Annotated in this window: 14 protein-coding genes; 10 read left to right on the top strand and 4 right to left on the bottom strand. The window is 63.3% G+C overall.

The window, feature by feature from the left end:
- Positions 1-30 precede the first annotated feature (30 nt).
- The 3 genes from APH35_RS06370 to APH35_RS06380 are packed head-to-tail and all read left to right on the top strand — an operon-like array spanning position 31 to position 3,751.
- Positions 31-1,332, top strand: a complete 1,302-nt coding sequence (locus APH35_RS06370; protein WP_060514433.1) for a M16 family metallopeptidase — start codon at positions 31-33, stop codon at positions 1,330-1,332.
- Positions 1,325-2,698: a M16 family metallopeptidase gene (locus APH35_RS06375; protein ID WP_060514434.1), complete on the top strand. Its 1,374-nt coding sequence runs from the start codon at positions 1,325-1,327 to the stop codon at positions 2,696-2,698. Before APH35_RS06370 ends, APH35_RS06375 begins: the two co-directional genes overlap by 8 nt.
- A gap of 60 nt (positions 2,699-2,758) precedes the next feature.
- The gene (locus APH35_RS06380) at positions 2,759-3,751 is read left to right on the top strand and encodes a hydrolase (protein WP_060514435.1); all 993 of its coding nucleotides are present in this window, start codon (positions 2,759-2,761) and stop codon (positions 3,749-3,751) included.
- Positions 3,752-3,763: 12 nt separating this feature from the next.
- On the opposite strand, the gene APH35_RS06385 is transcribed toward APH35_RS06380, so the two are convergent.
- Positions 3,764-4,618 (bottom strand): sulfurtransferase, encoded by an 855-nt coding sequence (locus tag APH35_RS06385; RefSeq protein WP_012274667.1) that lies wholly within the window; start codon positions 4,616-4,618, stop codon positions 3,764-3,766.
- Between the two features lie 35 nt (positions 4,619-4,653).
- Entirely contained in the window at positions 4,654-5,319 is a 666-nt protein-coding gene (locus APH35_RS06390; protein ID WP_060493828.1) for a TetR/AcrR family transcriptional regulator, read from the bottom strand.
- A 151-nt stretch (positions 5,320-5,470) separates the two neighbouring features.
- Between APH35_RS06390 and APH35_RS06395 the strand changes: the two genes are divergently transcribed.
- From APH35_RS06395 to APH35_RS06415, 5 genes are all read left to right on the top strand, one after another.
- Positions 5,471-6,901, top strand: coding sequence for a coniferyl aldehyde dehydrogenase (locus tag APH35_RS06395; protein ID WP_060514436.1), 1,431 nt, complete (start codon positions 5,471-5,473; stop codon positions 6,899-6,901).
- 10 nt (positions 6,902-6,911) lie between these two features.
- The gene (locus APH35_RS06400) at positions 6,912-7,397 is read left to right on the top strand and encodes a hypothetical protein (RefSeq protein ID WP_060514437.1); all 486 of its coding nucleotides are present in this window, start codon (positions 6,912-6,914) and stop codon (positions 7,395-7,397) included.
- Positions 7,398-7,417: 20 nt separating this feature from the next.
- Positions 7,418-9,016: a GMC family oxidoreductase gene (locus APH35_RS06405; RefSeq protein ID WP_060514438.1), complete on the top strand. Its 1,599-nt coding sequence runs from the start codon at positions 7,418-7,420 to the stop codon at positions 9,014-9,016.
- Between the two features lie 112 nt (positions 9,017-9,128).
- On the top strand, positions 9,129-9,608 hold the full coding sequence (gene coaD / locus APH35_RS06410; RefSeq protein WP_012274672.1) for a pantetheine-phosphate adenylyltransferase: 480 nt from the start codon (positions 9,129-9,131) through the stop codon (positions 9,606-9,608).
- Positions 9,609-9,715: 107 nt separating this feature from the next.
- Positions 9,716-9,967 (top strand): YfhL family 4Fe-4S dicluster ferredoxin, encoded by a 252-nt coding sequence (locus tag APH35_RS06415; protein WP_009683359.1) that lies wholly within the window; start codon positions 9,716-9,718, stop codon positions 9,965-9,967.
- A gap of 148 nt (positions 9,968-10,115) precedes the next feature.
- On the opposite strand, the gene mutM is transcribed toward APH35_RS06415, so the two are convergent.
- Positions 10,116-10,928, bottom strand: a complete 813-nt coding sequence (mutM, locus tag APH35_RS06420; protein ID WP_012274673.1) for a bifunctional DNA-formamidopyrimidine glycosylase/DNA-(apurinic or apyrimidinic site) lyase — start codon at positions 10,926-10,928, stop codon at positions 10,116-10,118.
- Between the two features lie 3 nt (positions 10,929-10,931).
- Complete coding sequence (locus tag APH35_RS06425) at positions 10,932-11,750, bottom strand: HDOD domain-containing protein (protein ID WP_171577246.1); 819 nt, start codon at positions 11,748-11,750, stop codon at positions 10,932-10,934.
- Positions 11,751-11,932: 182 nt separating this feature from the next.
- Here APH35_RS06425 and APH35_RS06430 point away from each other — a divergent pair, with 182 nt between their 5' ends.
- Both APH35_RS06430 and ilvD read left to right on the top strand, forming a co-directional pair.
- Complete coding sequence (locus tag APH35_RS06430; RefSeq protein WP_012274675.1) at positions 11,933-13,129, top strand: class I SAM-dependent rRNA methyltransferase; 1,197 nt, start codon at positions 11,933-11,935, stop codon at positions 13,127-13,129.
- A 271-nt stretch (positions 13,130-13,400) separates the two neighbouring features.
- The gene (ilvD, locus tag APH35_RS06435) at positions 13,401-15,242 is read left to right on the top strand and encodes a dihydroxy-acid dehydratase (RefSeq protein WP_012274676.1); all 1,842 of its coding nucleotides are present in this window, start codon (positions 13,401-13,403) and stop codon (positions 15,240-15,242) included.
- Positions 15,243-15,250: the final 8 nt, after the last annotated feature.

The following is a 15,250-nucleotide window of genomic DNA, read 5'->3' on the forward strand; positions in this document are numbered from 1 at the left end:
GCCTTCGTTTCCCGAAGGAGCACTTCAACCATGACCGAACGCCCCTCCCCACCCTTGCCGGCAAGCTCGGTAAGTGCGTTCACCCTTGCCAATGGCCTGCGCGTCTATCTACGCGAAGACCACCGCGCGCCGCTGGTCAGCGCGCAGTTGTGGTATCACGTCGGCTCCAGCTACGAGCCAGAAGGCCACACTGGCCTTTCCCATGCCCTGGAGCACTTGCTGTTCGAGGGCAGCAGCAAACTGGCTGCTGGCCAGTATTCAGCCCTGATGACCCTTTTGGGAGGAGAGCCGAATGCGTTCACCGGCGCCGAGGCTACCGTCTTTCCACTGACACTGCCTGCCAGTCGCCTGGAAATCGCCCTGGAGGCAATGGCCGACATCATGGCCAGCGCCACGCTCAGCGCTTCTCCTTTCGCTCGAGAGCTGGCAGTGGTCATGGCAGAACGACGAGAGGATGTCGACAACAACCCTTTGGCACTGGCAATGGAACATCACCTGTTGCTGGCCTATGGCAACAACGGTTATGGCACCCCGGTGATAGGCCACGCTACCGATCTCGGCCATATGACCCTGGCTGCCGCACGCACCTGGTACCAAACCTGGTACCACCCCAACAATGCTACGCTCACGGTGGCCGGCAACGTTACCCTGCCACAGCTGCAAACGCTGGTGGCGCGGCACTTTGCAGCGATCCCCGCTCATCGCCTGCCTGTACAGCAAGTACCTACTACGCCCTCTGGGCAAGTCCGGCGCTGCCAGACCCTGCATTTGCAAGGTCTGAACACGGCCGTGATCATCAGTTTCAACCTCCCCAGCCAATGCACCGCCAGCTCTAGCAGCCAAGCCTATGCACTGCGTTTGCTTCCCGAAATGCTTGCCCAAGGCTATGCCAGCATCCTGCAGCGCAACCTGGTGCTGAATGAACCGCTTCTGCAAAGTTTGACGTCGAGATATGAACCCTGGCGGCGCGGTGACAGCCTGTTGACCCTTTACGCGTTCTGCAGCCCGCAGGTAACGCCGGAGGCCGCCGCCGAAAGGCTTACGCTCGAAATCGAAACGTTCCGCCAGTCGGTACCGGCCACCGCAGACCTCAAGCGCGCCAAAGCGCGCTTGATAGCCCGGCAGGTGTTCGAACGCGATGACATCGCAAAACAAGCACATTTCATTGGTATGCAAGCCACCTGCGGCCTGGACCCGGTTGCGCTGGAGGATGAGCGTCAAGCCATCGAAGCCGTGACAGCCGAGCAGGTCGCAGAGACCGCGCATGCATTCCTCACCGAGGCGCGCACAGCAATCACCTTCATGCATCACAAGGAAAGTGCCGATGAATAATTCAGACGCAGGGGCGCAGCAGCTCGCTGCAGCCAACAGCATTCCTGGCAACCTGGTCTCAGCCCAAGGGCTTGACCTGGAACAGTTCGAATCCCTTCAAACGCCTGTGCATGCCTGGACCACCGAAGGCGGTGCAGGGGTGAAATTCGTCGAGGCCCGCGGGCTGCCGATCGTGGACATCATTTTGCGGTTCAAGGCCGGCACGGCCCAGGACACCGTGCAACCCGGCTTGGCGGCCCTGACGTTGTACATGCTCGATGAGGGTAGCCAGCATTTCACCGCCACCGAGCAGGCCGATCAGCTAGAGCGCCTGGGCGCGATCGTGGACAAGCAGGTACGCCTGGAGCACGCGACCCTGAGCCTGCGTAGCCTCAGCGCGAGCGCGCTGCTTGAGCCGGCGTTGGAGCTGCTCATCGACCTTGTCGCATGCCCCACGTTCCCGCCTTCGGCCCTGGAGAACATGAAGCAGCAACTGATCCTGAACAACGCAACTCGCGAGCGACAGCCCTCTTTCAGAATGATAAGCGAGGCCTACCGGCATTTGTTCCACAGCCACCCCTATGGCAACCCACTCGGGAGCACCCGCGAAGGTATCGAAGGCATCGCCCCTGCCGACTTGAAGCGTTTTCATCAGCGTGGTTATTGCGCCAGCAACCTGGAGATGGTGGTGGTTGGGGACCTTTCCCTGGCGCACGCCCAAGCAATTTCACAACGCATCAGCCAGGCATTGCCCCAAGGCTGGAGCGCCACTGAACTCCCCATCGTTCCACCAGCGACCCGTGCAACGATCAACGTCGAGCAGTCCGGTACCAGCAGTGCCGTCCTGCTTGCGCTACCCATGAATGTGCCAGCCAATGAGCCAGAGTACCCGGCCTTGGTGTTGGCCAGCGAAGTGCTGGGAGCCGGTATCGAATCTCGCTTGATGAGGGAACTGCGCCAACGTCGCGGCTTGACCTACGGCATCGCTACCGATGTGAAACCCATGAGTGCTGGCGGCCTGTTCACCATCACCTGGGAAATTGCTCCGATGTATGTGGAAAGTTCTGCTCGTCTGGTTGAAGCCGTGCTAAGCGACTTCATCGAGCAAGGGCCAACCCAGGCCGAGCTGCAACTGGCACGGATAAAGTTGGCAGGGCAGTTATTGCGCGCTGTGGCGCAGAACGAGAGCATGGCAGCCTTGCTGACCGTCATAACCGATCAGCGCCAGCCCGCCGATCATCTCGACACCTACGTCGAACGTCTCCGCGCGCTGACACCGGCCGATGTCTGCGCCGTCATGCGGCGCAGGCTGCACCTGGCCGAAAAGGTACTGGTCAGCGTCGGCCCATCGGCCGACCAGCAGCCTCTGCCAGATCTCGACCAATAGCGCAGGTACTGTGGCGCTGTTTCATGGCACTCTAGGCAGGCACATCACGAGTCGCCCAGCATGCCCAGCCTCAGCGCCACCTTCCGTCCGGCCATCGGCCTGTCCAATCCCCACCTGCAAACGCTGTGGGGGCCACTGTGGCGCAAGCTGCCTGAACTACAGCGCAACCGCGAGCGGCTGTGGCTGGCCGACGGCGACTTCATCGACCTGGACTGGCACGGCCCGCACCAGCCCCATGCGCCACTGGTGCTCGTGCTGCATGGGTTGACCGGCTCGTCTCACTCGCCTTACGTGAAAGGCTTGCAGCAAGCGTTGCAAGGTCGCGGCTGGGCCAGCGTGGCGGTGAACTGGCGTGGTTGCTCAGGCGAGCCCAACCTGTTGCCGCGCAGCTACCATTCCGGCGCCAGCGAAGACCTGGCGGAAATCATCAGCCACCTGCGCGCCCAACGCCCGTTGGCACCGCTGTATGCGGTGGATTACTCGCTGGGTGGCAACGTGCTGTTGAAATACCTGGGCGAGAGCGGCGTTGCCAGCCAACTGGAAGCCGCGGTTGCAGTGTCGGTGCCATTTCGCCTGGACCACTGCGCCGACCGTATCGGCCAGGGGTTCTCCAAGGTGTATCAGGCGCATTTCATGCGCGAGATGCGGGCCTATGTTCAGCTCAAGCAGCGGCACTTCCACGACCAGGGCCAGCATGAGCGACTGGCGGCACTGGAACGCCTGGGCCAACTGACCCACTTGCGCACATTCTGGGACTTCGACGGCAAAGTCACGGCACCGCTCAACGGCTTTCGCGACGCGCATGACTACTATCGCCGCTCATCGAGTCATTATTTCCTTGGCCAGAACCGCACGCCTACGCTGATCATCCATTCAAGCGACGACCCATTCGTGTCCGGCCATAGCCTGCCAACCGCCCGTGAACTGGCACCACAGAGCCGCTTCGAACTGCACAGCCGCGGTGGCCATGTGGGCTTTGTCGATGGCAGCCTGCGAAATCCGGGGTACTACCTGGAGCGGCGGATTCCGCAATGGCTGGTGGACGGCCAATGAAGCGTTGAGCGCTTACTCGCCGGTGGCTACACCATGCTTAGGATCATTGATCCACTCGCTCCACGACCCGGCGTACAGCTTGCCCAGCGGGTACCCCGCCAATGCCATCGCAAACAGGTTATGGCAAGCCGTTACCCCAGACCCGCAGTAAGACACCAACTGCTCCGGTGCCCGCCCAGCGAGCTTTTCGGCAAAGCGCTGCTTGAGCTGGTCCGCCGGCAAAAAGCGCCCATCAGCCCCCAGGTTGTCGGTAAACGCTGCGCACAGGGCCCCGGGAATATGCCCTGCCACCGGGTCGATCGGTTCCACCTCGCCGCGAAAACGCGGTAACGCACGCGCATCGATCAAGGTCAGGTCGGTACTGCCCAGGCGCTTGCCCAGGTGCTCGGCATCGATCAACAGTTTCGCGTCAGGTTCACCACTGAAGGTGCCTTCACGCTTGGGCGCAGGGTCCAGGCTCAGCGGCAGGTGCGCCGCATGCCAGGCCTTCAAGCCACCGTCGAGGATCGCCACACCACTGCGCTTGCCCAGCCAGGCCAGCAGCCACCACGCACGGGCAGCAAAAGCGCCAGGGCCGTCGTCGTACAGCACCACCTCGCTGTCATTGTCCAGCCCCCACTCACGCAGGCGCGCGACCAGCCGCTGCGCATCGGGCAAGGGGTGGCGCCCGGTACGCCCTTTGCTCACCGGCCCGCTGAGGTCGCGGTCCAGGTCGGCAAAATGCGCCCCGGCAATATGCCCCTGGGCATAGCTGCGTTGGCCATAGTCCACATCTTCGAGGGCAAAGCGGCAGTCGAGGATCACCAACTTGGGCGAGTCCAGACGCTCGGCCAACTGCTGCGGGGTGATCAATTGCGCAAGGGGCATGACAATCTCCTGATCGATGGCACTCGTGCCCTGGGCTAATGCTCCAGGGCCTGGTTGAACGGTACATGGAATTCCTGGCACAGCGCGTCCACGGCAGTGCGGGCGCTGTCAGTGACAAAGCCGAGTTCCAGCACCAGCACCTGATAAACGCCGCGCTTGAAGGCTTCTTCACCCAGGTGCGCGGAATGTTCACGCGTGGTGCTGAGAAAACGGACCCACGATGTCAGCACGATCCAGGCGTTGATGGTCAGCGATTCGATCTGCGCCGGCGCCATGGCCAGGATGCCCGCCTCGACGAAACCGCGGTAGATCGCCTGGCCCTGGCGCAGGCAACGCTCGGAAAAACGCCGATAACGGGCGGCCAGTTCGGCATCGCTGTCCAGCAGGTGCTCAAGGTCTCGGTGCAGGAAGCGGTAGTTCCACATCGCCGCCAGCAAGGCCTTGAGGTAGAAGCGCTTGTCCTCCACGGTGGCCGCGCGCCCTTGCGGCGGGCGCAGGAAGCTGTCCACCAGCGCTTCGTACTGGCTGAACAACAGGGCAATGATCGCCTGCTTGTTGGGGAAGTGGTAATACAGGTTGCCGGGCGAGATTTCCATGTGCGCGGCGATGTGGTTGGTACTGACGCTGCGTTCGCCCTGCAGGTTGAACAGCTCCAGGCTGTTCTGCACGATGCGCTCTCGGGTCTTCATGCGCGGGGCCATGCTCAGCTTCCAGTTCGCGGGCTTTCAATAAAGGGCCATCTTACGGCGATTCACCTCACGGGTGCACCGTTCTGTGCTGTGAAAATAGTCGCACCATGGTACGAATTAGAGTATAGGCTCTAGAGATTTCAAGCTCAGCCGGGAGACCGCCTTGACCTCGCCCATTGCCTTGCCTGCTGTGTATTCCGACACCAATCTCGACGCCACGTTCGCCGCCCAGCGCAAGGCCTTTGCCGGCAACCCCATGCCCCCTGCGGCGCAGCGGCGGCAGTGGCTGAAAAGCCTTTGCGAAGCGCTGCTTGCAGACCAACAGCAGTTGATCAAGGCGATCGATGCCGACTTCGGCGGGCGCAGTGCCGATGAGACCTTGCTGGCCGAGTTACTACCGTCGGTGCAAGGCATCCGCCACGCCGAACGCCACCTGCGGCGCTGGATGCGCCCGGCCAAGCGGGCTGTGGGCCTGGCGTTCCAACCGGCCAGCGCGCGGGTGCTCTACCAGCCCTTGGGCGTGGTTGGCATCATCGTGCCGTGGAACTACCCGTTGTTCCTCGCCATCGGCCCGCTGACCTGCGCCCTTGCCGCCGGCAACCGGGTCATGCTCAAGCTTAGCGAAGCGACCCCGGCCACTGGCCTGGCCCTTAAAGCACTGCTGCAACGGGTATTCCCCGAGGACCTGGTCAGCGTGGTCCTTGGCGAAGTCGAAGTGGGCCAGGCGTTCGCTCGCCTGCCCTTCGATCACCTGCTGTTCACCGGCGCCACCAGCATCGGCCGCCAGGTCATGCTGGCTGCCGCACAAAACTTGACGCCGGTGACCCTGGAACTGGGCGGCAAGTCTCCCGCCATCGTTTCGGCCAATGTACCGCTGGAGGTTGCCGCCGAGCGCATTGCCTTCGGCAAGACGCTCAACGCCGGCCAGACCTGCGTCGCCCCCGACTACGTGCTGGTGCCACGCGAGCGTCTGAACGATTTCGTCGATGCCTACCGCAACGTCGTAAGGCGCATGTACCCACGCATCGCCGACAACCCAGACTACAGCGCCATCATCAACCCACGGCAGCTCCAGCGCCTGGAGCATCTGCTGGATGATGCTCGCAGCAAGGGGGCGCAGGTGGTGGACCTGTACCCCGACGAACCGCGCCAAGGCCGACGCCTGCCGCCACACCTGCTGACCAAGGTGAACGACAGCATGCAGGTGATGCAGGATGAAATCTTCGGCCCGCTGCTGCCGCTGGTGCCTTATTCCACCCTCGATGACGCGCTCGCCTACATCAACCAGCGCCCGCGACCACTGGCGCTGTACTACTTCGGCTACGATCGCAGCGAACAGCAGCATGTCCTGCAGTACAGCCATTCCGGTGGTGTATGCCTGAACGACACCTTGTTGCACGTGGCTCAGGACGACCTGCCATTCGGCGGCATCGGCCCTTCAGGCATGGGCCATTACCACGGCCATGAAGGCTTCCTGACCTTCAGCAAAGCCAAGGCGGTACTGGCCAAACAACGCCTCAACGCCGCCCGGCTGATCTACCCGCCTTATGGCAAAGCCTTGCAGCGCCTGGTCTACAAGCTTTTCATCCGCTGAGGGCCAGCCTATGCAACGCCGCGACCTGCTGCGCTTGAGCCTTGGCGCCAGCGCCTTTCTGGCAAGCGCCAGCCTGATTGGCTGTAGCGCGCAAACAGCCGCGACCGGCTATCAAGCCCTGCGCGACGATGACCTGCCACTGCTGCGTGCGCTGATCCCTGTGGTACTGGCCGATGCACAAGCCACCGAGACGCTGGTGTTGCGTAGCCTCGACCACAAGCTGGCGGCGCTGTCGCCGGAAATGCTCAAGCTGACCCGGCAATTGTTCGACGTACTCAGCCTGCCGCTGACTCGCGGCCCGCTGACCGGTATCTGGGGCAGTTGGGGGCAAGCTGACCCCCGGCAGGTCACAGCCTTCCTGCAGCGCTGGCAGGACAGCTCGCTGAACCTGCTGCGCATGGGGCACGCCTCGTTGCTGCAACTGCTGCAGATGGCCTGGTACGAACGCCCCGAATCCTGGGCCGCCTGCGGTTACCCAGGGCCACCGAAAATCTGAAAACAACAAGAGCATCGCCAATGCCTGTACCCAACCCGTTTCGCCAAGGCCTCGAACGCGGCTGGATCACCCACGACGCCTCACGCCTGGAGCACGATCTGAGCCTGGAGGCCGACATTGCCGTGATCGGCAGTGGCGCCGGTGGTGCCACCAGCGCGCAGATGCTCAGTGCTGCCGGTTTCAAGGTACTGCTGATCGAAGAAGGCCCGCTGAAGACCAGCAGCGATTTCCACCTGCTGGAGAGCGAAGCCTACGCCAGCCTGTACCAGGAAGGCCTGGGGCGTATGAGCAAGGATGGCGCCATTACCATCCTGCAGGGCCGCGCCGTGGGCGGTACCACACTGGTGAACTGGACCTCGAGCTTTCGTACCCCGCCGCAAACCCTGACGCATTGGGCTTCGGCCCACGGCGTGAGCGGCTTGGGCGAGGAGGACCTGCGCCCCTGGTTCGAGCGCATGGAGCAGGAGTTGGGCATAACGCCCTGGGCTTTGCCGCCAAATGCCAATAATGACGTACTGCGCCGTGGCTGCGAACAGCTCGGCTACCGCTGGGCGGTGATCCCGCGCAATGTGCGCGGTTGCTGGAACCTGGGCTACTGCGGCATGGGCTGCCCGGTAAACGCCAAGCAATCGATGCTGGTAACCCGTATTCCTGCCACCCTCGAGCAAGGCGGTGAGCTGCTGTACCTGGCCCGGGCCGAGCGTTTCACGCACAACGGAGCGCGCATCCAGAGCCTGACCTGCCAGGCCCTGGACGCCCAAGGCATACAGCCCACCGGCAAGCAGGTCAGCGTGCGGGCACGCCATTACCTGCTCGCCGGGGGTGGCATCAACAGCCCGGCCCTGCTGCTGCGCTCTGCCGCGCCCGACCCGCATGGCCGCCTGGGCAAGCGCACCTTCCTGCACCTGGTCAACTTCAGCGCGGCACGCTTCAGCGAGCGTATCGACCCCTACTATGGCGCCCCGCAGTCGATCTACAGCGACCACTTCCAGTGGCAAGGCGGTGCGGACGGCCCGGTTGGCTACAAGCTGGAAGTACCGCCGCTGCACCCGGCCCTGGCCAGCACCCTGCTGGGCGGGTACGGCCACGAGAATGCCCAGCGCATGGCCGAGCTGCCGCATACCCATGTGATGCTGGCGCTGCTGCGCGACGGCTTTCACCCCGAAAGCCAAGGTGGGGCGGTGGAACTGCGCGGGGACGGCTCGCCCGTGCTCGATTACCCGGTCACCGACTACCTGCGTGACGGCTTGCGCCGGGCCTACCGCAGCATGGCTCAAGTCCAGTTCGCCGCTGGCGCCATCCAGGTAACCCCCGTGCACAGCGACGCCAGCGCCGCATCCAACCTGGAACAGGCCCTGGCCATGATCGATACGCTGCGCCTGGAGCCCTTCCGCACGCGCCTGGGCAGCGCCCACGTGATGGGAGGCTGTGCCCTCGGCGGCGACCCGCGCCAGGCGGTGTGCGACAGCCTGGGCCGTCATCACCAGCTGGAAAACCTGTCGATTCACGACGGCTCGCTGTTCCCCACCAGCATCGGTGCCAACCCACAGCTGTCGGTGTATGCCATCAGCGCCAAGCTCAGCGAAGCGCTGGTCGCCCGCCTGGCACACAGCGCATGACAACGAATACGCCCGCTGTCTATAGTGCCATCAGCCGGCCGCATGACTTGGCCGAGGCGCCGTCGCTGCGCTACCATCCGACTCCCCAACGCACTCCAGCCAGGATGACGCGATGAACCGAGTGTTGTACCCGGGTACTTTCGACCCCATTACCAAAGGCCATGGCGACCTGGTCGAGCGCGCCTCGCGCTTGTTCGACCACGTCATCATCGCGGTGGCGGCCAGCCCCAAGAAAAACCCGCTGTTCCCGCTGGAACAACGGGTGGCGCTCGCCCGTGAGGTCACCAAGCACCTGCCCAATGTCGAAGTCATCGGCTTTTCTTCCCTGTTGGCGCATTTCGCCAAGGAACAGGGCGCCAACGTCTTCCTGCGTGGCCTGCGTGCGGTGTCCGACTTCGAGTACGAGTTCCAGTTGGCGAACATGAACCGGCAACTGGCCCCCGATGTGGAGAGCCTGTTCCTGACACCATCGGAACGTTATTCGTTCATCTCCTCGACCCTGGTCCGGGAAATTGCGGCGCTGGGCGGTGATATCACCAAGTTCGTCCACCCGGTGGTGGCCGACGCGCTGACTGAACGCTTCAAGAAGTAAGCCTGACGCCTGATTGTCGCGCCCGCGTGCACTGCGGGCGCGAATGCGGCACAATTGTGCCCATTGCGTTGAACATGCCCGGGCGAAGCGCCCCGGCCGGAGTCCCCATGTCCCTGATCATCACCGACGATTGCATCAACTGCGACGTCTGCGAACCCGAGTGCCCGAACGAGGCTATCTCCCAAGGCGAAGAGATCTACGTGATCGACCCTAACCTGTGCACCCAGTGCGTGGGCCACTACGACGAGCCGCAGTGCCAGCAGGTGTGCCCGGTCGACTGCATCCCACTGGATGAAGCGCACCCGGAAACCGAAGAACAGCTGATGGCCAAGTATCGCCGCATTACCGGCAAAGCCTGAGCCCTCTCAAGCCTGCTGGGTCCCTGTAGGAGCGGCCTTGTGTCGCGATGGGCCGCGCAGCGGCCCCGGCAATTTCTGCAGCAGAGCTGAAATTTTTGGGGGCGCTTCGCACCCCATCGCGACACAAGGCCGCTCCTACATGTAAGGCTTAGCGCTGGCAGCGCGGGCAGTACACGCTCGCCCGTTGCCCCAGCTTCACCTCGCGCAGCGCCGTGCCGCACACCTTGCACGGCTGCCCGCCCCGCCCGTAGACGAACAATTCCTGCTGGAAGTACCCCGGCTGCCCATCGCCACCGATAAAGTCGCGCAGGGTAGTACCGCCCTGCTCGATTGCCGCCGCCAGCACCCGCTTGATCTCGATCGCCAGCTTCAAATAGCGCGCGCGGGAAATCCCGCCCGCCTCCCGACGTGGGTCGATACCCGCAGCGAACAGTGCCTCGGTGGCGTAGATGTTGCCCACCCCCACCACCACCGCGTTGTCCATGATGAACGGTTTGACCGCCATCGATCGCCCGCGGGACAGCTGGAACAGGCGCTCACCGTCGAACAGGTCGGTCAGCGGCTCCGGCCCCAGGCGCAGCAGCAGTTCGTGGTTGAGCGGGTCCAGGCTCCACAACATGGCACCAAAGCGGCGCGGGTCGGTGTAGCGCAGCATCAGCCCCGACTCCAGCTCGATGTCGACGTGCTCATGCTTGGCCGCCGGCAAGCCCAACTCGACCAGACGCAGGTTGCCCGACATGCCCAGGTGGCTGATCAGCGTACCGACCTCGGCATTGATCAACAGGTACTTGGCGCGTCGTTCGACGCTGACGATACGCTGCCCTGACAGGCGCACATCGAGGTCTTCCGGAATCGGCCAGCGCAGGCGCCGGTCACGCACCACCACACGGCTGACGCGTTGGCCTTCCAGGTGCGGTGCGATACCGCGCCGGGTGGTTTCTACTTCTGGCAATTCCGGCATGTGTCAGTGCCCGCCCAGCTCGCGAATGTTCTGCTTGAGGTTTTCGAAATCGTATTCCGACAAGCCAATGTAATCGAGCACCAGTGGGCCGACCACATTCCATTCGTGGTCCACCGCCTGGTTGCCCAGTACCCGGTAGGACGCGCAAATGTGCTCGGCCATCTTCAGTACCGCCAGCAGGTTCTTCAGCTGGCTCTGGGTATTGCGCGAGGTGTCGTCGCGGAACACAGCCAGGGCGTTGTGGTGGTTGGCGATGGCCCCGCTGAGGTGCTCGGGCAAACGCCAGGACTTGGCGGTGAAATAGCCAACCACCGAATGGTTGGTGTTGAACGTGCGGTTTTCGGTGTCGACCACGCGCGTTGCTTCGTCGGCCTTGGCGTATGCCTCTTCCAGCACATCCATGTAATTGGGAAAGCGCTTGAGCATCAGCGGCACGCCACAATCATGGAACAAACCAAGGGTGTAGGCCTCGTCCGCTGCCTGGATACCGGTACGCTTGGCCAGCGTCAGGCAGGTCATCGCCACATCCTGGGCGGTGTCCCAGAAGCGGTTGAGGGTAACGATGGTTTCGTCGCACATCTCGCCCTTGATCGACTGGGCGTTGATCAGGTTGATGATCGAACGGCTCCCTAGCAGGTTCACCGCGCGCTGGATCGAGCCAATCTTGTTGGACAGGCCGAAATGCGGGGAATTGACCAGTTTGAGCAAGGCGCCAGAGAGGCCCGGGTCCTGGGAAATCAGCTTGGCGATGGTTTCCAGGTCCGGGTCAGGCATGTACTGCTCGAACTGCAGGTCGACCATGATCTGCGGTTGCGGCGGGATGGTGATGCCTTGCAAGGCTTGCTGGATCTGTTCGGCGCTGAGTTCTTGGGACATACGTGCACACTCGTTTAGGACGGGGGATTCTAACCCGGCAGGCGCAGCCTTGCCGCCCTTTGTCGAGGCCTGCACCGATCGAAAGGCCAACAGGTTATACTCCCGCTCTTTTTTCCCGGAGCGACGTCATGTCCCTGCCCAGCCTTCGCCTCAAAGCCAATGCCGACCGCCGCCTGCGCGCCGGCCACCTGTGGGTCTACAGCAACGAAGTCGATGTCAGCGCGACCCCACTGCAAGGCTTTCAGGCCGGTCAGCAGGCCATTCTCGAGGCCGCCAACGGCAAGCCGCTGGGCATCGTCGCGCTGAGCCCGAACAACCTGATCTGCGCCCGCCTGCTGTCGCGCGACATCAAGCTGCCGCTGGACAAGTCGCTGCTGGTCCACCGCCTGAACGTTGCCCTGTCGCTGCGCGAGCGCCTGTTCGACCAGCCGTGCTACCGCCTGGTCTATGGCGACTCCGACCTGCTGCCGGGCCTGGTGGTCGACCGCTTCTTCGATATCCTGGTGGTGCAATTGGCCTCGGCTACCATGGAAGCGCACAAGGACGACGTGATCGCCGCCCTGGTGCAGGTGCTCAAGCCCAGCGGCATCCTGTTCAAGAACGACTCCGCTGCGCGTGATGCCGAAGGCCTGCAGCGCTACGTCGAGACCGTCTACGGCGAAGTACCGGACTGGGTGCCGCTGGAAGAGAACGGCGTCAAGTTCGAAGCCCCGGTGCGCGAAGGCCAGAAAACCGGCTGGTTCTACGACCACCGCATGAACCGTGCGCGCCTGGCTCCGTACGTGAAAGGCAAGCGTGTACTCGACCTGTTCAGCTACATCGGTGGCTGGGGCGTGCAGGCCGGCGCCTTCGGCGCCAGCGAAGTGTTCTGCGTCGATGCTTCGGGGTTTGCCCTGGATGGCGTGGAGCGTAACGCCGCACTCAACGGCATCAGCGAGAAGCTGACCTGCATCGAAGGCGACGTGTTCGAAGCCCTGCGCGAGCTCAAGGCTGCCGAAGAACGCTTCGACGTGATCATTGCCGACCCACCCGCCTTCATCAAGCGCAAGAAGGACCTGAAAAACGGCGAAGCGGCCTACCGTCGCCTGAATGAACAGGCCATGCGCATGCTGAACAAGGACGGCATCCTGGTCAGCGCCTCGTGCTCGATGCACTTGCCCGAGGACGATCTGAACAACATCCTGCTGACCAGCGCCCGCCACCTGGACCGCAATCTGCAACTGCTCGAACGCGGCGGCCAGGGCCCGGACCACCCGGTGCACCCGGCCATCGCCGAAACCCGCTATATCAAGAGCATCACCTGCCGGTTGCTGCCCAACAGCTGATATCTGCTAAAAAGGGCCGCCCAGCGGCCCTTTCCTGCCGCAATCCCCCCGCCAACCATCCACATGCGCATTCCCTCGCCGCGCCAGCGGTGTAGAATCGGCCTATTCATCGCCAGTCATCCCCGGCGGGTTTATGAGCTCTGGCCAAGCACGCGGCGATCCCGCGCGGTCTTCGGCCCCATCCGTGCCAGTGGCAACCGGCCTGCGGCGCAAAGGACAAGAGAAGCTCACTCCCCTATTTGTGACCTGATTAAGCCGCCAGGAGTGTTTCATGCCTGATTATCGTTCCAAGACTTCCACCCAAGGCCGCAACATGGCCGGCGCCCGTGCCCTGTGGCGCGCCACCGGGATGAAGGACGAAGACTTCAAGAAACCGATCATCGCCATCGCCAACTCGTTCACCCAGTTCGTCCCGGGCCACGTGCACCTGAAGGACCTGGGCCAGCTGGTTGCCCGCGAAATCGAACGCGCCGGTGGCGTGGCCAAGGAATTCAACACCATCGCGGTCGATGACGGCATCGCCATGGGCCACGACGGCATGCTGTACTCGCTGCCAAGCCGCGAGATCATTGCCGACGCCGTGGAATACATGGTCAACGCCCACTGCGCCGACGCCATCGTCTGTATCTCCAACTGCGACAAGATCACCCCCGGCATGCTGATGGCCGCCCTGCGCCTGAATATCCCGGTGATCTTCGTGTCCGGTGGCCCGATGGAAGCCGGCAAGACCAAGCTGGCCAGCCACGGCCTGGACCTGGTCGATGCCATGGTGATCGCTGCCGACTCCTCGGCTTCCGATGAAAAAGTCGCCGAATACGAGCGCAGCGCCTGCCCGACCTGCGGTTCGTGCTCCGGCATGTTCACCGCCAACTCGATGAACTGCCTGACCGAAGCCCTGGGCCTGGCCCTGCCGGGCAACGGCTCGACCCTGGCCACCCATGCCGACCGCGAGCAGCTGTTCCTCACCGCCGGCCGCACCATCGTCGAGCTGTGCAAACGCTACTACGGCGAGAACGACGAGTCGGTACTGCCACGCAGCATCGCCAACTTCAAGGCGTTCGAAAACGCCATGATGCTCGACATCGCCATGGGCGGTTCGACCAACACCATCCTGCACCTGCTGGCCGCAGCCCAGGAAGGCGAAGTCGAATTCGATCTGCGTGACATCGATCGCCTGTCGCGCAAAGTGCCGCAGCTGTGCAAAGTGGCGCCGAACATCCAGAAGTACCACATGGAAGACGTGCACCGCGCCGGCGGCATCTTCAGCATCCTCGGTTCGCTGGCCCGTGGCGGCCTGCTGCACACCGACCTGCCGACCGTGCACAGCCGCAGCATGGAAGAAGCCATCGCCAAATGGGACATCACCCAGACCGATGACGAAGCCGTGCACACCTTCTTCAAGGCCGGCCCTGCCGGTATCCCGACGCAGACCGCGTTCAGCCAGTCGACCCGTTGGGAAACCCTCGACGACGACCGTGAAAACGGCTGCATCCGCAGCTTCGAGCACGCCTACTCGCAAGAGGGCGGCCTGGCCGTGCTGTACGGCAACATCGCCCTGGATGGCTGCGTGGTGAAAACCGCTGGCGTAGACGAATCGATCCACGTATTCGAAGGCAATGCCAAAATCTTCGAGAGCCAGGACAGCGCGGTGCGCGGCATTCTTGCCGACGAGGTGAAGGCGGGCGACATCGTGATCATCCGCTACGAAGGCCCGAAAGGCGGCCCAGGCATGCAGGAAATGCTGTACCCGACCTCGTACCTGAAGTCCAAAGGCCTGGGCAAGGCTTGCGCCCTGCTCACCGACGGCCGCTTCTCGGGCGGCACCTCGGGCCTGTCGATCGGCCACGCCTCGCCGGAAGCCGCTGCTGGCGGCGCCATCGGCCTGGTGCGCGACGGCGACAAGGTGTTGATCGACATCCCCAACCGTTCGATCAACCTGCTGGTCAGCGATGAAGAACTGGCCGAGCGCCGCGTCGAACAGGACAAGAAGGGCTGGAAGCCTGCGGAAGTACGCCCACGCAAGGTGACCACCGCGCTGAAGGCCTATGCCCTGCTGGCGACCAGTGCCGACAAGGGTGCTGTGCGTAACAAGGCGATGCTGGAAGGGCTCTGAAGCTCTGG

The sequence above is a fragment of the Pseudomonas sp. NBRC 111132 genome (genome assembly GCF_001320565.1).
Taxonomy (GTDB): domain Bacteria; phylum Pseudomonadota; class Gammaproteobacteria; order Pseudomonadales; family Pseudomonadaceae; genus Aquipseudomonas; species Aquipseudomonas putida_P.